The organism is Pseudomonas sp., from assembly GCF_030683065.1.
GTDB lineage: Bacteria > Pseudomonadota > Gammaproteobacteria > Pseudomonadales > Pseudomonadaceae > Aquipseudomonas.
In genome coordinates, this window is record NZ_JAUXMX010000025.1 from 30,695 (window position 1) to 50,000 (window position 19,306).

General features: G+C 60.8%; 15 protein-coding genes and 1 pseudogene. 1 reads left to right on the top strand and 15 read right to left on the bottom strand.

All coding sequences use genetic code 11. The features are described from left to right. Positions 1-26: 26 nt before the first annotated feature. The 9 genes from Q8K09_RS05920 to Q8K09_RS05960 form a co-directional block, all read right to left on the bottom strand. Positions 27-1,580: an SUMF1/EgtB/PvdO family nonheme iron enzyme gene (locus tag Q8K09_RS05920; RefSeq protein WP_305254050.1), complete on the bottom strand. Its 1,554-nt coding sequence runs from the start codon at positions 1,578-1,580 to the stop codon at positions 27-29. Beyond that, the gene (locus Q8K09_RS05925) at positions 1,570-2,793 is read right to left on the bottom strand and encodes an FtsX-like permease family protein (protein ID WP_305254051.1); all 1,224 of its coding nucleotides are present in this window, start codon (positions 2,791-2,793) and stop codon (positions 1,570-1,572) included. The genes Q8K09_RS05920 and Q8K09_RS05925 overlap by 11 nt, the downstream gene beginning before the upstream one ends. Beyond that, positions 2,777-3,475 carry an ABC transporter ATP-binding protein gene (locus tag Q8K09_RS05930; protein ID WP_305254052.1) on the bottom strand — a complete coding sequence of 233 codons (699 nt, stop codon included), beginning with the start codon at positions 3,473-3,475 and terminating at the stop codon, positions 2,777-2,779. Before Q8K09_RS05930 ends, Q8K09_RS05925 begins: the two co-directional genes overlap by 17 nt. Positions 3,476-3,477: 2 nt before the next feature. Continuing rightward, on the bottom strand, positions 3,478-5,442 hold the full coding sequence (locus Q8K09_RS05935) for a vWA domain-containing protein (RefSeq protein ID WP_305254067.1): 1,965 nt from the start codon (positions 5,440-5,442) through the stop codon (positions 3,478-3,480). A 2-nt stretch (positions 5,443-5,444) separates the two neighbouring features. Next, positions 5,445-6,518, bottom strand: a complete 1,074-nt coding sequence (locus Q8K09_RS05940) for a hypothetical protein (RefSeq protein WP_305254053.1) — start codon at positions 6,516-6,518, stop codon at positions 5,445-5,447. Positions 6,519-6,521: 3 nt separating this feature from the next. Beyond that, positions 6,522-9,197 (bottom strand): putative virulence factor, encoded by a 2,676-nt coding sequence (locus Q8K09_RS05945; RefSeq protein ID WP_305254054.1) that lies wholly within the window; start codon positions 9,195-9,197, stop codon positions 6,522-6,524. Next, positions 9,194-12,322 carry a virulence factor SrfB gene (locus tag Q8K09_RS05950; protein WP_305254055.1) on the bottom strand — a complete coding sequence of 1,043 codons (3,129 nt, stop codon included), beginning with the start codon at positions 12,320-12,322 and terminating at the stop codon, positions 9,194-9,196. Before Q8K09_RS05950 ends, Q8K09_RS05945 begins: the two co-directional genes overlap by 4 nt. Before the next feature lie 13 nt (positions 12,323-12,335). Beyond that, positions 12,336-13,727 carry an SrfA family protein gene (locus Q8K09_RS05955; protein WP_305254056.1) on the bottom strand — a complete coding sequence of 464 codons (1,392 nt, stop codon included), beginning with the start codon at positions 13,725-13,727 and terminating at the stop codon, positions 12,336-12,338. 173 nt (positions 13,728-13,900) lie between these two features. After that, the gene (locus Q8K09_RS05960; RefSeq protein ID WP_305254057.1) at positions 13,901-14,827 is read right to left on the bottom strand and encodes an AEC family transporter; all 927 of its coding nucleotides are present in this window, start codon (positions 14,825-14,827) and stop codon (positions 13,901-13,903) included. A gap of 82 nt (positions 14,828-14,909) precedes the next feature. On the opposite strand from Q8K09_RS05960, the pseudogene Q8K09_RS05965 reads away from it, so the two are divergent. Beyond that, positions 14,910-15,044, top strand: a pseudogene (locus Q8K09_RS05965) (GFA family protein); the annotation flags it as partial. A 130-nt stretch (positions 15,045-15,174) separates the two neighbouring features. Here Q8K09_RS05965 and Q8K09_RS05970 read toward each other — a convergent pair. The 6 genes from Q8K09_RS05970 to Q8K09_RS05995 form a co-directional block, all read right to left on the bottom strand. Beyond that, positions 15,175-17,130, bottom strand: coding sequence for a DUF4105 domain-containing protein (locus Q8K09_RS05970; RefSeq protein WP_305254058.1), 1,956 nt, complete (start codon positions 17,128-17,130; stop codon positions 15,175-15,177). After that, complete coding sequence (locus tag Q8K09_RS05975) at positions 17,127-17,447, bottom strand: DUF2388 domain-containing protein (protein ID WP_305254059.1); 321 nt, start codon at positions 17,445-17,447, stop codon at positions 17,127-17,129. Before Q8K09_RS05975 ends, Q8K09_RS05970 begins: the two co-directional genes overlap by 4 nt. A 152-nt stretch (positions 17,448-17,599) precedes the next feature. Next, positions 17,600-17,917 (bottom strand): DUF2388 domain-containing protein, encoded by a 318-nt coding sequence (locus Q8K09_RS05980; protein WP_305254060.1) that lies wholly within the window; start codon positions 17,915-17,917, stop codon positions 17,600-17,602. 113 nt (positions 17,918-18,030) lie between these two features. Continuing rightward, positions 18,031-18,225, bottom strand: coding sequence for a DUF1127 domain-containing protein (locus Q8K09_RS05985; protein WP_305254061.1), 195 nt, complete (start codon positions 18,223-18,225; stop codon positions 18,031-18,033). A gap of 244 nt (positions 18,226-18,469) precedes the next feature. Continuing rightward, positions 18,470-18,685, bottom strand: a complete 216-nt coding sequence (locus tag Q8K09_RS05990; protein ID WP_305254062.1) for a DUF1127 domain-containing protein — start codon at positions 18,683-18,685, stop codon at positions 18,470-18,472. Between the two features lie 430 nt (positions 18,686-19,115). Continuing rightward, positions 19,116-19,306, bottom strand: a 191-nt coding sequence (locus Q8K09_RS05995) for an NAD(P)(+) transhydrogenase (Re/Si-specific) subunit beta (RefSeq protein ID WP_305254063.1), incomplete at its 5' end; no start/stop codon positions are given.

The window sequence follows — 19,306 nt, forward strand, 5'->3', positions numbered from 1 at the left end:
CTCCTGGATGTTGCGTTTTCTGGGGTTTATTGGGATACGGCTTTGCAACTGGCCAACCATGCTGCGGTGTCGATCTTGTGCTTTTGAAGAAAGACCTGCTGGTTGGCCCAGTGCGTACGCAGATAGGGTTTGAGCTCTTGCAATTGTTTGTTGCGGCTGATGATTTCTTCCATCACCGGCACCTGCGCGCTGAGTAAAGGCTGGCCATACAGCGTGGCTGACTCGACCAGACTGCTGGCGTAGTAACGGCTGAGTTTGTGCAGGCGATCCTTCTGCTCATCCAGCTTGCCCTTGCGCATGTCGCAGCTTGCATCTTGCTCACTGCTTTCGCAGTTGAGGCTGTAGTTGTGCTGCAGAAAATCCAGGTATTTGCCATCGTCGAACAGTTTCGTGCACAGGAAAGCACCCAGGTTGAGGCTGGCTCGAATCGCCTGATCACGGGTTTCTTCCTGCTGCTGGTTACTCGCCCGCAACTGGTTTTCCAGGGTTTTGAGCTGATCCTTGAGCGCCTGATCCTCAACCCCCGAGGCCAATGCTTCGAGCGCCTGCACCGCGCCCTTGCTCTGCGGTTGGTCGGCGGCCTGATCGCCACTGCCCAGCTTCTGCCAACTCTTCTCGATACTGGCGACCCGCTCACGTGAGGTCAGGGTTTGCGAGACCAGCGCCAGACGCAGCCCTGACGTCTTGTTTTTTACCTGCCCCTGGGCTGTGTAATACGGCTCTTCCTTGCGCAACGCCGTGCGCAGTTCGGCTTGTGCGGTCAGGTAGTTGCCCCCGCGCACGACATAGCCACCGGCTTGACCATGCTGACGATCGAGTTTGTTCAGCCGAAACGGCTCAAACATCATTTCATCGGCATTGCCGAGCATGTCGTGCAGGCCAAGCGGGTTGGGCTTGAGCAAACCGCCAAGCTGCAGCTGGCCATTGGCCGATTGTGAACCGGCGAACCACTCGTGGTTGTTCAGGCCTTCGGGCATCGGATAGCGGCCGTCACGGAACTCGGCAGTGCCAACTTCCAGTCCGCCACGGGCCGCGAACTCCCACTCCACTTCAGTCGGCAGGCGGACAAAACCGAGGGCGCCATCCTCTTTGGGTAAGGAGGCCGGCGCATTCTTGCGTAGCCACAGGTTGTATTGGTCTGCCGCCTGCAGGGCCTCCAGCCAACTGATCGAGACCACCGGCAGGCGCAGTTTGTTCGAGGCTGTCGGGCAGCTCTCGTCCATCAGCGCGCGGTATTGCAGTTGGCTCATTTCATACTTGGCCATCAGGTAATAGCGGGAATTTTCCGACTGTGCCCCGGTAAAACTGCCCGCGATAAACGCCGGGCGCGTCTGCTCAACATAGCCCCACTCGGCATTGTCCTGACCGATGCTGACGGGGTAGTCGTCGAGCGGGCCGGCAAGAGGAATGTAAACCTTGCGAAACACCATCGAGCCGTCACAAGGCATCGGCAGCACAACATCGCTCGCCTCGGGTAACGGATTGAAATGCTTCTGCTCCCAGCCCGCCGCATTGGCTGCGCTGACCAGACAAAGACCAAGCGGCAGCAATAGAACATGACACCAGTGTTTAGAGTTCACGCAGGCTCTCCGCGGGTTGAATACTGATGGCCTGCATGGCCCCGACAAGGGCGACCAACGCAGCGACCACGAGGGCTAGCATCAAGGCCACAAGGCCGTGCCAGACGGTGATATGACAAACAAAGGTGCCCGTGCTCTGGCTGCTGCCAAGCAGCTGGTTGAACAGGTCACTGGCCCCCCAGTACAGCGCCAGCCCGCCGATATAGCCGGCGAGACTGAGCAGCACGGCCTGCAGCATCAGGTAGCCGACCACCGCCGCGCTGCTAAATCCGAGCAGCCGCAACAGCGCCAGACTGCGCCGCTTGCGGTCGATATTGGCGAGAAAGGCGCCCACCAGTGACGCGATGCAACCGGTTAACGCGACCAGCGCGATCACGCCAAAAATCACCCCGAGAACATGGTTGATCGCCTTGACGCTTTCGATATCGGCCAACCGCGTCGCGGTTTCGATGTGCTGGGCATTCAGCCAGCGCTCCAGTGGCGCAACGCTGTCGACATCGCGCGCATACAGCCGTGCGCGCGCATAGCGTGGCGCCAGACCGGCGAGCGCTTTGCCGCTGCTCACATTGAGGGCGGGCACCTGATAACCATCGCGAAAATGCTCCAGGCCAAGCAGTAACTGCGGTGCCACGAAGGCCGCCGCCCGCCCAAACCGGGCGGGGTCGAGGACGGCCAGGACCTGCAGGACCTGCTCGCCGCGCTCGTTGGCACCATCGAGTCGGCGCAACACGCGCAAGCGCACGCTGTCCCCGGGCTTGAGCGCCAGACGCTCGGCCACACGGGCACTGAGAATCACCTGATTGGCCTGCACGGCGCTGTGCGCCGTGTCCAACAACGGATCGCCTTGCTGGGTTGGAATGATCTCCACGCCTTCCATAAAGCGGCGCTGCTCGCCAAGCAGGTCAGCCTGGGTATTCAGCGAGCGTGGCTGGCCGATGGCAAAGCCGGTTTCAGGCAACTGCTGCAGGCGCGTGAGCCAGGCGTCATCATAATTGCCACTGCTCAGCAGCTTGATTTCGAGGTTACGCGGGTCACGCAGCAGCTCGTCCTGCAATTGGCTGACCACGCCATGCTTGAGGCCAAACAACAGCAACAACGGTGCGATCACCGCAACCAGCGACGCGGCAATGCACAAGGAAACCTTGCGGTCATGCACAAGGTCGTCGAATGCCAGTTTAGCGAGCAGCGCCAGGTGTCTAATCGATTGCGGCAAAGAGTGTCTCTCCCTGACGACTGACCGCGCCGATGCGGGTCAGACCGAATTCCTGCACCAGCGACCAATCATGGGACACCACTAGTGCACTCAAGCCCAGCTGTGCGACCAGGTCCAGCAGCAGCTCAAACAGACGCCGTGCGCTATGCGGATCGAGTGCCGCCGTTGGTTCGTCGGCCAGCAATACTTGCGGCTCGTGGGCAAGCGCTCGCACACAGGCCACCCGCTGGCGTTCGCCGATCGACAACGCCTGGGGCAACTTGCCTAGCAATGGTTCCAGGCGCAGCACCTGCACGGCTTTCGCAACCTGCGCGCTGCGACTGGGCAGGCCCAACATACGCCGCGGCAAGCTGATGTTGTCGCGCACGCTGAGAAACGGCAGCAAGCCACCGCTTTGCAGCACGAACCCCAAATGGCGGGAACGCACAGCCGCCAGGGCCGCCTGATCATTGGCGTCGAGCAGCCGGCGAATGTCCAGGCGCTCACGGCCGAGCTGGTAATGCGTCAGCTCTTGTGGCGCCAGCAGCAGCCCGATCGCTTCAAGCAGAGTGCTCTTGCCACAGCCGCTTTCACCGGTGACCGCGCGGATTTCACCACGGCCCAGTTGCAGGTTGGGCAACCGCACACAGTGACGCTGCGCCCCACTGCCACGCGCCACCATCAACCCCTGAATATCGAGCATCGCTAAGGCATCATCTCAAGGGGCACGGGATAGACGTTATCGCGAGCATCGCTGTCCTTGGCCAACGCCACCCAACGGTCAACGTCGGCGTTGTAGCGCTGGTAGTGGCGCAGCTTGGTGCTCAGGGTACGAATGAATTTTTCCTGAGACAGGCCATCCCAGCTTTTCCAGGTTTCTTCATCCAGGTTGAGCACTTCGCTCTGATACGGCAGGTCTTCCAGGTACTCACCCAGGACGCCCAGCTCAGCGAGCCGCGTGTTATCGCTCTGCTTCAACTGGTTCGGGTCAGCGCCCATGGTGGCGGCCACCGAGCGCAAGCGCTGGAACATCTCGCTGGGCGAGATCAAACCTTCGTTGGCGGCATCGAGGATCTGTTTGAGTACATCGCTGAGGTCGCTCAATTGCGACTTGGTCAACAATACCCGCACGTCGGTGGTCGGCAGATTCTGCTTGATCAGGTCACGGTCGCTGATCCATGCCTGAAAAACCGGAGGTGCCTGGCTGCCGGTCTTTTGCCCAAGGTAGGCCAGCTGCATGGCATGACCAATGAGCGCGGCATCATCGAGCATTTTCTGCTCGGCTGGGTCCTGCTTGGCATTGAGCGCACTGCCAATCGCATCATCGCCCATGTAAGCAGACTTGACCTGCGTGGTGATGGCGCTGGCCAAGGCATCCACTTTGCGGCCGTAGGCGTCGAGATCGCCCGCATTTACCGGATAGTAGAGCGAGGTGTTGGTCCCGGGATACGTCGACAGCGCCTGATACTGCGCCTCGGCCGTAGCATGGTTTTTAAGCCCTGCCGCGGTCTTCAGGTGCAAGGTGTAGATCGCCACCCCCGGGTTGCTCGCCTCGATTCTTACCTGCTCGGCGCCAAGACCGGTATGCGACAGCGAACTGTCACCGTCAATTGCACCCGCGTCGGTAATCAGCACCACATAGCGCGCGCCGAACTGGCTCCAGTCGACCTGGTCAATCGCATGCATCACCCCGGCATAGGCATCCTCATCGAAGCTGCTGCTGGAAACCTTGGCTTGCTGGAGGTCGGCAACCTTGTCGAGAAAGTCGGCACCGTCTTTCACCGTATTCGGGTCTGCATACATCTTGCTGACGTAATCGAGGCCCGCCACCGCCTTGGTGCTGGAGCGGAAAGCCACCAGGCCGAACTTGACCTGTTTACCGAGGTTTTCCACCTCGATTTGTGCATACACCTTGCGAATGGCCTCGCGGGTGCGCTCGATATAGGGGTCCATGGAAATGGTCGAGTCGATGACAAACACCACCGCGGCGCTGAACTCTTTCAACTGACTGGCAGACTGCACGGCACTGCTGCCCGCGCCGGCTGCAGCGGTCGAAGCCGCCGCGTCCGCCTTGCTGACCGAGGCGACATTGAGGATTCGCGCGCGAAAGCCTTCTTCGGTCATCACCTCTTCACCACTGAGCACCGGCAGCAGGTAAAACTGCTTGTGCATATCGACAAAGAACTCTGGCTCCTGAGCCAGTACCCCAGGGGCCTGGACGCCTTGCTTGAGCTTGGCCCGCAGCGGAGCAACCTGACTGACCGGGTCTGGCGCGTCGAGAATACTTTCCAGGGTCGTACGTTCTTTGAAAAACAGCAGGCGGTCGCGGTTTGCCGGGTTGGTGAAGGCCAGGGTCAGTTGCATTTTCCAGTCGACGGTACAGCTCGCGGCCAACCAGCCGATGCTTTTACCGTAGCTGTCAGGACCAACCCTGAGCCATTCTGAACTGCCGGCCTCGGCTCGCTCGTACACATAAAAACGACTGAATGCCGGTTGTGTAACACCACCTGCTGCACCAGCAGCGCTGACCAGTTGGCAGTTGGGCGTGGTTAGCACCCGCTGGAACAGGGTCTGCTTGCCATCTTGCAGCAAGGGTTTGTCTGCAGCTTGCAGCAGGGGGCTAATGCACAATGCCAACGCCGCGGCGACTGACCAAGAGTGACGACGCATGCTCACGGCTGCAGCTCCTCGAGACGTTGTTGTGCTTCGAGATTGTCAGGCTCGACACTGAGAATGGTTTCGTACCAGTAGGCTGCCGTGGCGTTGTCCGGCTCGGCGAAGCAGGCGCTGGCCTGATGGTACTTAGGGTCATATTCATGGGCGTAGGCCAGCGCCACCTTGGTGTCGCCGGCCTGGGAGCGATTGGCATACAGGCGCTGGGCGATGCCGCAATGTTGGCCGGCCTTGGCGCTGTTGATCACGCTGAGCAATTGATCACTGTCGGGGGCTGCTTTCACGCAACCCTGGACGAACTGCAACTCGGCCTGAGTGCCCATGTTTTCCACTGCACAGGGCGCAGCAGCCAACGGCTCGGCACTGACTGTTGCCGGCACGCTGAGCGGCGCTTCGGCAGCGGGCAATTCGGCTGCCGGCTTGAGCAAGAACCACAGGCCGAGAGCCACAGCCACCAGCAAGCCAAGCAACGCCAGCACCCACAGCAAGGGGCTACGCTTGACCGGCGGCGTAGTTATTGCCTGTGGTTCGGGTTCGCTGGCCGCCAGATCGCTGGCCGCCAGGACGCTGGCCGCCAGGTTGTCATCCGCCGTGCTCGGCAGGTCAAATACTAGCTCAAATTCCGGCAGCGCCACGGCGTCTGGTTCGGCAGGCGGTGCAACGGGCGTGAGTTTGGTCGATGCCGTGCTCGGCGCATAATCGCCGTCACCGGCGAGCGAGGAGATCAGCCCTGGGGCCAAACGCATGGGGTTTTCATCTTCACTGCGGCCGTCCTGGGTGCGTAACTTGAAATTGAAAATCTCGTTGGCGGAACACAGCAACAATGGGTCGACGATCTCGCCACCGACTGCGGTGCTCATAGATTCGTCATCGGCGCCGGGAGCGAACGTATCCACCCGGAACCAGCACGGGTTGCTGCTCCACGCCTGGCCGTGCTGAAGATAATGGCTGTCCTGATTGCGCTGAATAGCAAACTCCAGCTGCTCGGTCTGCTCCTCCCAGCCGCGCACATTAAGGATGGCGCGCCCAGGCAAGGAGGGTTCCAGGGCAAGTAACTTGGCATTGATGGACATGACTTATCTCGCTTGAAAAACCCGGATGACCTGACCCAGCGCGGCGTTTTGCTCTGGGGTAATGTCGCGACCTTCGCTGTGCCCGGCATTGGCCTGGGTATGCAGGGCCACACCGGAAATCCAGTCGTTGGCAAACACGGCGGTTTGGTCCGTGGCCTGCGCTGGCAGTTGCGGCAATTGTTGGGTGATGACGTCACGGTAGAAGGCAAACAAGGCGTCCTTGTTGCCGAGCAACCCCTTGGGGCGCTTTTCCGGTGGCTGGTACATGTGACCGAACCAGGCGACGAAGTCGTTGAGCACCAATTGCGTGGTGAGCACTTGCCGCTGCACCAGGTTGTCTCGGCGCACGCCGCTTTGCGCGCGCTTGAGCAATGCCTGGCTCAGCTGCTCGGGCAAGCCCAGGCGGTAAGCCGTGGTGACCAACTCATCAACCAGCGCATCGATCACATCGCGCGGCAAACCCAGCAACTTGAGCAAGCCCTGGCGGTCGCCCAGCTCACGCAGGTGGCCAACCCAGGCCTGGAACGCCGCCTTGGCGAAACGATGTTCATGGCTTTGCTGCTCGGGTGCAGCCACGGCTGCCGGCTTGGCGACACTGCCTGAGAAGATATCGAAGCCGTCGTCTTCATCGTGGCTGTCGGCCTGGGCCGCCTGGCCACTCTGCACGGCGGATTCAAAGGCACCACTGAGGTAGAGGTCACGCAGATGCTCGTCCGGCAGCGCCATGTAGTGCAGTAGCTCGCCGAGCTCTTTCATGCGCTTGACCAGCGGGCGCACAATTTTATTGGCCTGAGCCTGCTTGATGGCCAACGCCCCCTCGCCATCCAGCTGGAAGTAACTGTTGAGGTAACCCTGCACCTCCTTCGGCCGACCGTGCAACTGATCGGCGATACGGCGCAGCTTGAATTCCAGGCACGCCAGTGCCGTAAAGCTGTCACTAAAACGGCTGATACCGCCGTCATTCAGCTCAAGCATGGCCTTCCAGGCTTGCGCCGGGTGGGCAACATGGCGGTTGACCAGCTCACTCTTGCTGAAGGTTTCCCCCAGTTGTTCGAGCATCGGCTTGGTCGTTGCCGTGAAGGACTCTTCCTGACCCGCTGCACTGAGCGTGATAAAGGAGGTGTCCAGGCGCGGCTTGCGCACCAGGTAGGTGTTATTGAAGGGCGCATTGCCCCACTGCTTCATCCACTTCTGGCTGCCAAATCGCTCGACGATGGTCAGCTTGAGCATGTTGTCGCAGGACTCGGGGAAGAGCGCGGGGTCTCGCATGTTCAATGCGCTGCTAATCCAGCCATCGCACATGGTCAGCGCCCAGATCAGGCCGCTGGCATGACCCTGACGCTCTTCGGCTTCCTCGCCTTGGGTCTTGTTGATCCAGCGCTCAAGCACCGGCGCCACGCTGACCACTTCACTTTGTTTGAAGGAGCTGGTGCAGACTACCAACGCGTTCATTTCCTGCTCATCGGTGTAGCGCTCGAACAGATAGGCAACCTTGCCACGCAGCAACAACTTGCCGATCGGATCAATGATGCTGCCATCACTGGCAACTTCTTCGGCCTCGGAAATCTTCGCCAGCTTGCTGCGCGAGCGATAGCCGGGGAAGTCGAGCAGATCGACATCATTGACGATCGGATTACCCGGCTCGTTGACCAGGCGGAATATCAGTTCGGTGGTCAGCGCCGCCAGTTGCGCGCTGGGCAGCAACACCGGCGCTTTGAGTTCGCCGGCAACCAATGGCCGCACTTCCAGGCTGCTGTCTTGGGCGCTACTGCCCAGACGACTGAGGATATCGACGTTCATGATGCTGTTGCTTTGCACGAAGCGCTCGCCGTCGCTGCGTACCAGGGCACTGAGCGGGGCAAAGACGGTGCTCGGCAGGCCCAGCGCGTGTAACGCCTGCGCCAGACGCACATAGGTTTGTGTCAGCGTGGGTTCTTCACCCCACAGCACCGAGAACAGCTCGGCGCGCTCTGCCACGCTGAGATAAGGCGCGACCTTGAGCACCCGTGGCCAATACACCGGCTTGAGCTTTTCATCCGCCTTCAACGAAATAATCGCCAGGTAATCGCACAGTGCGACCACGTCATCACTGTTGACACCCGGTACCGGCCGCCCCGACTCGCGTCCATCAAAGCGGTGCAACAATGCCTGGATACGCTCGCTGCTGAGGGCGTAATCGACACGTTCCTGATCGAAGTCGCCAAACCAGATATTGGCCAGGATCTTGGCCAGTTCAATTTCCTGGAACAGGCGCAACTCAACCGGATAAGCAGCATCCGGGCTGGGCTGGGCACGCCGACTGAAGCGAGTAACCAGGCCGGTGGCCTCCTTACCACCACCGACCGGATTGACGTGCTTGATGAACTCCAGCCGTTGATTGCCGAAATCGGTTTCCAGATTGCCTGCGCTGTCAGCCGCCAAGGCCGAAATCAGGTAACTCTTGCCCGCCTGGGACAACCCGAAAAAGCCGATGCACATTGGCGTGCCCGAGGCCCGGCCAAGGCTTTTGGCCAGGTTGCGCGTGCGGTGCAATTCGAAATTGAAACTGTCGGCTTCGGCATCCAGGCGCTTGGCATTGCCACGCACGCCCTCGACCCACTGCAATGCTTTGCCAGCACCGTCATAGACCGCCTGCCAGGCGTTAATCAGTTCGCGTTGTTCAGAGGTGTGATTGCTCATTTCGGATTCACGTTCCCGCTGTCGAGCCAGTAGTCGGAAGCACCATCGTCAGCGCTGGACATGGTGTAGAGCTGGAGCTTCACATCTTTTTTCGGATCGAAGGTGTCTCCGCCTTCGATGTTGGATTCGATGTTGTCGTCGATTTCCAGCAGGTCACTGATGATCTCGGCATCGCTGCGCTCGGCATCTGCGGCTTTGACCTTGAAGCGCAACAACAGGTAGGGGTTGAGCCCGTCCGAGGTCTTTTTGCCGCTGAGCTTGGCTTTACCTTTGTCGGTGAGCTGGATCAGGTACAGCGGCGAAGCCACCCAGCGCTCTGCGCAAAGCTGTCGGTAACCAAGACGTAAACGGCCCTGGACGGGCAACTGCGGCCCATCGATAGCATCGTCGTGGAGTACCAGGCGGCCGTTATCGGTGGTGACATCGCGGTACAGCACATCGCTGTCAGTGATCAGGTTATTGGTGTCGAGCGTGCCGATATGGCGCATGGTCGAGTAGGGTTTGAGCCGGCTGACCCCGAAGTAGAAATTGGAGATATTGCGCTGCTCGCTGAGCAGACACAGCATCGCGCCAACGGCGGCGGTGCTTTTCGGGTCATCGATCTGACCGTTCTTGTGGAACGGATACCAGCCACCCGTGCGGTAGCCCTGCATCGGGATGATGCGCCCCGGGGGCAACGGCAGGTTCTTGCGGATATGCGCCTGCACACCCGCCAAACGCGAAGGTCGGCCAGTCAATAACAGGGCGTCGCAGGGGTACTGGAAGATCACCTCGCAGAGGGCATCGAGAATCTTCGTCAGGTTGATCTGATCGTTGAGAAATGCGCCATGGATAGCACTCAGATCAAGCTGGATTTCCACCTGCTGCAGGTTGAAATCCGCGCTGCCGCCGTCGGCCCGGCGCACGGCGCTGGCCACGTAATTGCGTACACCCTCGCTGACGGCGTCAGCGCCCAGCAGCTCGGCATAGGTATGGGTGCTGATGTCGCTCGGTTGCTCGGGGTTGTACTGCTCGTAGGCCTTGAGTAACGCCAGCCCAAGCGGGGTAAAGACCTGCAGGTTGAGTTGCTGGCGCAGCACGGCCTCTTGGGCGGTGACGGTCTCCTTGCCGCTGAGTTTGGACAACAGCGAATCGGGGGCCTTCACTCCCACGCCGCGCAAGGCACGGGTAAAGCTCGGCAGGACAAAGCGCTGAATGATGTCCAGCAAAATGTCGTCACCGGCGACCTTGAAGCTGTCGCGAAAGCGCTGCTCGGGGATAATCGATACGTTGCTGCCAGCGCTGTTTTCCGTGCCTCGCTCAATCCGGTAGTCAGTAATGACCAAATCCGTCGTGCCACCGCCGATGTCGATACTGGCCAGCGTGATGCGCTCGCGATCCTTCTTGTCAGGACGGGCCAAGCTGTCAAAAAACTCCTCGGGGTGACCCGCGAAATTTTCCCGCACCTCGGTATACAGGTAGACCAATTGGCCGCAGGAAGCTTCGTCCCACTCCACCTTGATCTTGGGCAACGGGATACGCGGCAGCGGAACCCCGCTGTTGCTCTTGTTCGACTTGCTCGGGTCCAGGTCACCCTCATGCCAGCCCATGCACTTCCAAACCAACGCAATGGCTTGCAGCATGCGGTCGTTGAGAATGCTGCGCTCAGCCTGCGTCATGCCTGGCGGCACGGTCAGGGTGATGCTCGACAATTGCCGCGGGCGGTCCGTGTGGCCCTGACGCGTACGCTGGGCTGGGCTGTTGATCTGCGACAACGCCTGGGTCAGCACCTCGGCGAGCATGAAGGTCATCAGCGAGCTGCGCGAGTACTGCGGCGAAAACGCAGGCAAACGGTCATCTTCGTTTTTCAGCTTGTAAAACGCCTGCCCCAGCTTGGTGATCTTGTGTGAAAAGGGGGCCGCTGTCGCCTTGGGCTCCTGGCTGGTTTTCAGGTGCGAGCAGTTGAATCGCCAGCCATGGGTGTAACCCTCTTCATCCCACAAATAACGCTTCGGACTGGACAACCCGGTCGACCCTTCAGTGCCGCGACGCTGGCCGGCAAGGCGCGCCGCCTCACTGCCGACACGGGCAATGGTCGGCCACTGGAACGCATCATGACGACCGCTCTGGCCAGAGAAATTTTCTTTGCCGAACGTCGCCTGGGTGAATTCGATCCGGCTTTCAAATGGGTGGCTGTAGACCTGCTCGGGGCGGCTCAGGTCGCGCAGCTGCAGGGCGTAATTGGCGCTCATGCCATCGCCCGCCTGGCCGTGATTTTCGATCAGGATGCCGCAGGTGCGCGAGTTGCCAACATCGAGAACCAGGTCAACCGTGATGGGCGGATCAATCGAATCGACGCCGTTGGCACCTAGCTTGATTTGTGGAATATCGACCTTGGCCGGCTCGCTGCTGCGCTGCTCCGGTATCGGTTTGGCCAGCAGGCTGAGCAGATTCAGGTAATGCGCAATGTGCTTCTGCTCGGCAATGTCTTCGTTATTGCTTTCCTCGGTGCGGTGCTTGTTGGCCTCAAGGTAGATTTCCTTGAGCCACTCCTGCACCCACTTGTGGTCCATGAACCAGCGGGTCTGCTTGGCATTGCAGGCCAGGCGAAACAACGCACCGGCATTGACATCTTCGCGGGTCGGCGCCAGGTACTGCATGCCATTGCTGACACGCATTACGCGGGTATCAAACGCCACGGTGAGGCGATGGGTGTGGCCGTCTATATCCGGCTCATCGAGCTGCACCATGCGCATCCGCGCCCAGTTACTCGGGCCTTCGTCATAGCGCTCAGGGTGCATAAACCGGAAGAACGGCACAGGCAGCCATAGGCCGTTAAGCAGCTCAAGGCTGCTCTGCATGCTGACACGAAGGTCCTCATCGGTTTCACTGATCAGGCGCTCCTGCTGCTGCGCCTTGTCCAGGCTTTCACCGCTTTTGCCTTCGGTGCTGATCGGCCCCAGGTGAAAATATTCGCCGGTTTCCTTGTTCTGCAGCAGGCGCGCGATCAATGCGTTGCCCATCTTGGCAAACAGCCCCGACGGCTCCTTGCGTAGATCAAGGGTCAGGGCGAAATCCATAAACTGGATACCGCTATCGTTAACCAGGGTGACGGTTTCTTCGAATTGCGTGAGTTCTGGCAGCATGAGATGGGGGGCCTTATTCGCCTACTTTCCGCATTGACATGGGGAATTGTTCGTTACCGTAACTGCCCGTACAGTCGGCGATGCTTTGTGCGCCAGGCTTGCACTGCACTTGGGGCATGTCGTAATTGCTGCCGTCGGTGCAACCCGCCAACCCCTGGCTATTGATGGCCAGGCTGCCATCGACCATGGCGGCACCTACCGCCCCGGTACATGACACGCCATCCGGGCGGCTGACCGTGACATTGCCCTGGCCATCCTTGAAGTCATATTCCAGACGCAGTGGCTTACCTGTGCGGCGATCCTGAATACCCGCACCGGCGCGGTACTGACCATCGAGAAAGTCTGCCGGCCCCTCATCCGCGTCTGGCGGGATGCTCAACGCAGGCGGCTGCGCGGGTTCGCCAGAGGCGTCCTCGTCCAGGGTTGGTGGCTGGGGTGTTTCGCCTGGCGGCGCAGGCTCTGCCGCTGGCTCCGGCGGTGTCTGGGGTTGTTCTTCGGGTGGCTGAGGCGTATCGCCGGCAGGCGCTGCATCCTCACGCGGCAGGTCGGGTAGCCCACTGCCTGATGGGGCAGCCGGTACAGCGCCGTTCAAGACGGGCGCACCACCGAGGCCAACACCGGGCACACGCACATCAGGCATGACCAGATCAGGCGCACTCAAACCAGGCAAGTCAAACCCCGGCACCTTCACATCCGGCATGCAGCCGCGCAGAAGGCTGAGCAATAAAAGCAACAACAACAGCATCAGTAATGGCCAAAGCCACCAGAAGCGCCGCCACCAGGGTTTACTGACTTGAATAACGTCGGCTGCGGGGGGTGGGCTGAGCAGCGGCGCCGCACCAGGGTGCTCGGCGCCGCCACTGATAACAGCTGCCGGACGCGGGGCCAGAAAGAACAGGGGCTCACGCTGACGGTCGTCTTCGCTGAGGATGAAGCCCCAGAAACTAAGCACCGGTTGATCGTAGAGCTCGCTTACCCCTTGAGCATCAAGGCGTTCGGTTTTGACGATATAGACGTAGGCGTCGTCTGGACTGAACGGAGCCAGGCCGAGTAGTTTGCCAAAAATCACCAGATCGCTTTGCTTGCTTTTGTCGCCGGAGAGGATCAGCGACTGGCTCATTTCAGCAATGCTGGCCTTGAAGGCATTCAGCTTGGCGCGGGCATCGTCGCGCTCGCCTTCGGTGGCCGCCGACCACGGGATGACATCACCCTGAACCGGGCTGTACCAGTCAATCACACTGCCTTGCTCGTTGCTTTTCGGCACGGCAAGGAATTTGGCAATAAGGGGATTTTTACGGGTCAATGCCGCAATGATTTGCAGCGCAGCCTTGTAAACAGGCTGGCCCGTCTCACCCATCGCAATAAATTCATCGCTTTTGCCAGTGCGCAGCAGTGCTCCGTGCATACATTCCATTCCTTGAACTAGCCGCGCTTAAAATTGTAACAGCGATTACCGGTAGCCTATTGGGAGTAGTGGCAAAAAGCAATCTTCGTCAATTTACAAGCGCCACATTTCCAGCCAAATACGGACTGCTCGGGCGTCTGCTCAACAACTGCCCGCACATGCCAACCGCCGGATCAAGGCCCGAGCAGACGCAATATGGCCGGCAGACTGGCGGCTGCCAGCAGCGTCTGCAGGGTTATGATCCCGGCCATCAGGTGGCTGTCGCCGCCCAGTTGGCGGGTCAGTACGTAGGCAGTCGGGGCCGTCGGCAGGGCGAAGAACAGCACCAGTACGCTGCTTTCCATCGGCGGCAAGTGCAGGCCGTAGGCCACGGCCCAGGCCAGTAACGGCATGACCAATAGACGCAGGCTACTGTTCCAGGCCAAGGCGGGAATCTCGCCGCCGAGCTGTTCGGGCTTCAGGGCCGCGCCAACGCAGAGCAGCCCAAGCGGCAGGCTGGCAGCAGCGAGCAGGCCGAGCAGACGCTCGCTGCCGCCGGGCAGGCCAAGCCCGCTGAGGTTGACCAGGGCGCCGCCGAGGCAGGCGAGGATCAGCGGGTTTTTGAGAATTGGCAGCAGCAGGCTGCGCGCGCTGACGCCGCGCTCAGCCGTCAGCGACCAGACCGACAGCACGTTGACCGTCGGCACCATCAAGGCCAGCATCAAGGCGGCCAGCGCCAGGCCCTCCTGGCCATACAGGCTGCCCACTGCGGCCAGCCCCAGGTAGGTGTTGAAGCGCAACGCGCCCTGGGTGAACGCCCCAAAGCGCCCGGCGGGCCAGCCGCGCAAGCGCCGCAGCACGAGCAACCCCAGCCAGGCACTTCCCAGGCCGAGCAATACCGCCAGGGCCAGACGCGGCAGCGCAGGATTGTCCAGCGGTGCGTTGGCCAGGCTGCTGAACAGCAGAGCAGGAAACAGGATGAAGTAATTCAGTCGCTCGGCGCCGGGCCAGAAGGCTTCGTTGGGGAAGTCCCAGCGGCGTAGGTAAAAGCCGGCGACGATCAAGGCGAACAATGGCCACAAGGCCAGCAATAATTCCAGCACGGCAACCCCCGCCAGCAAACCAGCTGGTCATCTTGGCGAGCGCGCTACAACGACGCAAGGGCGCTATAAAAGTATCGCCAGTGCATGCGGAGTAACGCTTATGAGCGAGATCCACTACGGTGGCTGCCAGTGCGGCGCCTTGCGTTATCAATTCCGCGCAGCATTGCGCGACATCGCCCATTGTCACTGCTCGATCTGCCGACGCACCACCGGCGGCATACCCACCACCTGGCTGCAACTGGATGGGCACTTGCCGCAGGAGCAGCAGGAGTTCATTGCCGACTCCGACCGTCCCAGGTAGGGTGCGCCCGACCACAATACGTTGGTGCGCACGGCGCACCCTACAGGCCGGCTTTGCGGTCAGCTCAAGGCAGTCGCAGCCCGCCGCTGGCCTTGTGCAGCGCGCGCAGGTGCTCGCCAAGCTGCACCAGGTTGGCTTCGTTGGCCTCCAGCTCCGCCAGGCGCGCCGGCTCCAGCAGGTTGCGCACTTCATGGTCGAGATCGTCGCTGAGCTGACGCAGTTGCAGCTGGCGGTTGCGGCTCTCGGCCTCCAGGCGTTGCCACTCGCCGCGTTGCGGCAGGCCGTAGCCGCCCTCGAGCAGCTCTGCCGGGCGGCTGAGAAAACCACTGTTGGCGAGAATCTGCTCCAGCGCGCCGCCGGCCTTGTTCAGGTTCGGATCCTTGGCCGCGCGGCCCGTCAGATAACGGCGCTTGAGTTCGTCCTGGGCGAGCAGCAGTTGCCGGCGTAACGCCGCTTGTTCGAGCAGCAGCAGCGCGGCGCTGGCGCGCAGATCGGCTTTAGCAAACCACGGCCGACGGGCTGCGGAGGTCTGTGCCAGCCAGTCTTCGACAGACTGCTGCTCGATTGGCAGGCGCTGCTGCAGCACCGTGAACATGGCTTGATAACGGTCACGAAAGGAGTCGAAGCGATAGCCCAGGCGCAGGGCCTCACGCGGGTCATCAAGCACGCTGCGATCGGCCAGGTCGCGCGCCACCAGGGTGTCGAGCAGGCCGTTGGGCAAAATACTGTCGAGCGCCTGCAGGCGCGGGTGCTGGCTGCCGCTGCGGAGTAGCTTGAGGGTTTCCACTGCGCAGTTGTTGGAGATGAAGTAGTAGTCACCGTCGTAGCTCCAGTGTTGCTCGACGGCACGGCTGACCAATTGTTCCAGCTGCTCGCGCTCGAGCATCAGCGGCACCGAGGCCAGGCTGCGCAGTTCGACCTTGGTGTATTCCTCGATCACCTGCGCCAGCGGCAGGACGAACAGTCGTGATGGATAAGCACCTGTCAGGCCACCCCAGCTGGACAGCTGCAGGTCGCCGACGAAAGCGCGGTAGGACAGCACCAGGTGTTCGTCCAGGTCCAGCCGACAATCCGGCCCGCGCGGTCGGCCGGGGGCACAGATCACCAGGCGCAGCATGCTGTGGCCCCAACGGCTGGCCCATTCCTGGTTGGCTTCGGCGAGCAGGTAGTCGACCTGATAGACCCGCGCGGGGTCGAGCGTGGCCAGCGGCTGGCGGGCGAAATCGCGGCCGGCGTTGAGGTAAGCGTAACCGTCGGCGCAGGGCTGCTGGTGAGCCGGTGTCCAGCCGGCAAAATGCTCGCTCAAGTGGCGTGCCAGCGAGGGCCGGCGACAGGCATAACTGGGGTCGAGGAGGAAGTACTCGATGTTCACCGCGACGAACTCGAGTGGATTGCTCAGTTCATAGGCATCCGGGCTGCGCGCGACCTGACCGTTGGCCTGCTCACGGGCGCCACGGCGACCGACCTGTTGTGGCCAGCCGGCCAGGTCGAGCAGGCTCGGGTTGTCGCTGAGGGTGAAGCGTCTTGCGGTTTGACCACGGCAAGCATCAGGCAAGCCGACCGCACCGAGGCTGGCAAAGCGCTGCCGGCAGCGCTGCAGCAGGTGTTGTTCGTCATCTGGCCAGAGCTGCGCACGGTCATAGAGGTGGGTCAGTTCGTGCAGCACAGTGGCCAGCAACTCACGGCGCACGTTGCCATGCGGGCGCTGGGTCTGGGTTGTGGCGGCACTGCCATCGCTGAGGGACGGCAGCAGCTGGCTGTTCAGTTCGATGCCGCTGAAGCGTCCAGCGCGGCCATATACCTCGGCCGGCATGGCTCGCCAGCGCACGTTGACGTGGCGATCCAGGCGCTGCTTGAAACTGGGCGGGAGGGCACTGAAGGCTTCGTCCAGCAGGGCCTGGCTGGCTTGCCGCTCACTGCTGTCGAGGGCATCGCTATCCAACACCAGGCGCAGCTCGGCATGGCTGGCGACGCTGGTCAGCAGGGCAAAGGCCAGTAGCCAGGCACGGGCGCGGCTCACCTGGCGAGAATGGCTTCAGCCAACACCTGATCGGACGCATGCTCAGCCTCAGACACACGGCTGCGAATGGTGCCCAGTGCTGCTTCCAGCTGCACACCCCGGATCACACCCTGACTGGCGACGAAGCTGGCAGCATCATCACGGGCGGCGAGGACGATTTTCGAGTCACGGATCGAGGTGGTGGTATCCGAGGTGAAGTCGAAGGTGCGATCCAGCGCACGAACGATGATGTTGCTGGTAGCAACCAGAGTCTGCGCCTGGACACTACCCGCAAACAGGGCAACCAGCGCAACAGCGGCGAGCAACGAACGATGCATGACGATCTCCATGAAATCAGATATTGAGGGGGTTGGATGGCTATTCGCACAGACAGTTCCTGCGCATGGCGAAGCAGGCCAGGCACGGCAAGCCTACTGCATCAGCCCCGATGCAGTGCAGCTAGTTAGCTGGGTGCCCGCCTGTTGCTGCTTCAGTAACTTAGAATCGCTTGCGCCAGCTCCTCGTCATCGGCAACCAGACCAGGGGTTTGCTGGCGGATGTGCTGCAGTGCTGCCTCCAGTCGTACACCGCGGATGGCACCCTGGCTGGCGATGAAACTGGCAGCGTCGCCGCGTGCAGCAAGCACGAGCTTGCTGTCACGCAACGAAGAAGTGGCATCGGAAGTGGCGTCCGAGGTACCCATTACTGCACCACCCAGGGTATCGGTGGTGGCGACGAAACTGGACGCCGAGGCACCGCTGGCCAGCAACAACACAGCGGAAAAACCAAGTACACGCAAAGCGATCATTCTCAAACTCCTGGGGCAACGTTCAACAGCGGGACAATCGGCCACACAATAATAGTCAGAAACCTAACACAGTCAGAAACCTAGCCCAGAGGCCGGCAAACACACCGACCGCTTTAACGCCAGAACGGTTTCCCCAACTCAGCCAGGCGTTCACTGGGGCTAATACCGGCGTCCGCCAGCAGGCGTGGATCAAGCCTGGCCAGGTGGCGGCGGGTGCGGATATTAAGCTGCCAGCGCCTGACAATACCGCGCAGGCGGTCGAACGGGCTGCTGCATGGCGTGGGGATATCGCTGAGAATGCGCTCCATGACAATGATCCTTCCCGTACTGGACGGGCGTGGCGGTATGGGCATACATCGTCGCGCGACACCGCCCAGTCTGGCAGTCACAGCAGGGTAAAAGTGTACTGGGTCAGTTGCTGATTTTGTGAAACTGTTACGTAGGTGAGCACGGCACGCTGTGCTGTTCACTCCGACGCAGAACGACAAAGCCCGCCAACGCTGGGCGTGGGCGGGCTTGTCAGAGCGTTCAACGCGGCTTGCGCCGCCAGGCTTAGCGCCAGAACGGCTTGCCCAACTCGGCGTGGCGCTGGGCCTCGCTGATACCGGCATCAGCCAGCAGACGGGCATCCAGGCGTGCCAACTGGCGACGGCTGACGATGCGGCGCTGCCACAACAAAAGTACGGCAATCAGGCCTAACGACGATACGTTACGGGCGCTGGATGAGTGGTCTTGAAACAGCATATCGGAACTGAGGGTACGTTCCATGGTGACATCCTTCCGCTTGTGGCGGGACTAGAGAGTGTTTTGCCTGACGCTCATGTTCCGCTACTCGCAACCGGTGCAATAGTCACAGCTGGGTTAAATTGCTTGGCTATTAGATAGTGTGCTTAGTAACTGTTTTGCCGTTTTTGGTACTAACTGTACCGGCTATAAGTGAATTACCGCGCGCTATAAGGAAAAGCAGTTCTTTATCTCGCTATAAACCTATAAAGCAGTGATTGCCTATAGGTACAGTTGCAAATTGATTGGCCAAAATCGCTGATCTGTAACTCAGCTTTTTATTCAGTTTTGCCACCTGACGGCGTCAATCTGTAGCGGTGAGAGCCCCTGCAGAGCAACCTCAGGTCAGACCGGCGAAGTTCCAGAAGCAAAAAACCCGGCACGTATTGGCCGGGTTTTTCATACTCAGCAGCGGTTAGTCGACGGCCTTGACCATGTCCTCGATGACCTTCTTGGCGTCGCCGAAGACCATCATGGTTTTGTCCAGGTAGAACAGTTCGTTGTCCAGGCCGGCGTAGCCGCTGGCCATCGAGCGCTTGTTGACGATCACGGTCTTGGCCTTGTAGGCCTCGAGGATCGGCATGCCGGCGATTGACGACGTCGGAT

Bases quoted from the DNA above. Each gene is read 5' to 3' on its own strand.
- Q8K09_RS05975 (WP_305254059.1), bottom strand. From the start codon at position 17,447: ATGCATCGTTCGTTGCTCGCCGCTGTTGCGCTGGTTGCCCTGTTTGCG.
- Q8K09_RS05945 (WP_305254054.1), bottom strand. From the start codon at position 9,197: ATGAGCAATCACACCTCTGAACAACGCGAACTGATTAACGCCTGGCAG.
- Q8K09_RS05935 (WP_305254067.1), bottom strand. From the start codon at position 5,442: ATGCGTCGTCACTCTTGGTCAGTCGCCGCGGCGTTGGCATTGTGCATT.
- Q8K09_RS05940 (WP_305254053.1), bottom strand. From the start codon at position 6,518: ATGTCCATCAATGCCAAGTTACTTGCCCTGGAACCCTCCTTGCCTGGG.
- Q8K09_RS05955 (WP_305254056.1), bottom strand. From the start codon at position 13,727: ATGCACGGAGCACTGCTGCGCACTGGCAAAAGCGATGAATTTATTGCG.
- Q8K09_RS05930 (WP_305254052.1), bottom strand. From the start codon at position 3,475: ATGCTCGATATTCAGGGGTTGATGGTGGCGCGTGGCAGTGGGGCGCAG.
- Q8K09_RS05980 (WP_305254060.1), bottom strand. From the start codon at position 17,917: ATGATCGCTTTGCGTGTACTTGGTTTTTCCGCTGTGTTGTTGCTGGCC.
- Q8K09_RS05985 (WP_305254061.1), bottom strand. From the start codon at position 18,225: ATGGAGCGCATTCTCAGCGATATCCCCACGCCATGCAGCAGCCCGTTC.
- Q8K09_RS05990 (WP_305254062.1), bottom strand. From the start codon at position 18,685: ATGGAACGTACCCTCAGTTCCGATATGCTGTTTCAAGACCACTCATCC.
- Q8K09_RS05950 (WP_305254055.1), bottom strand. From the start codon at position 12,322: ATGCTGCCAGAACTCACGCAATTCGAAGAAACCGTCACCCTGGTTAAC.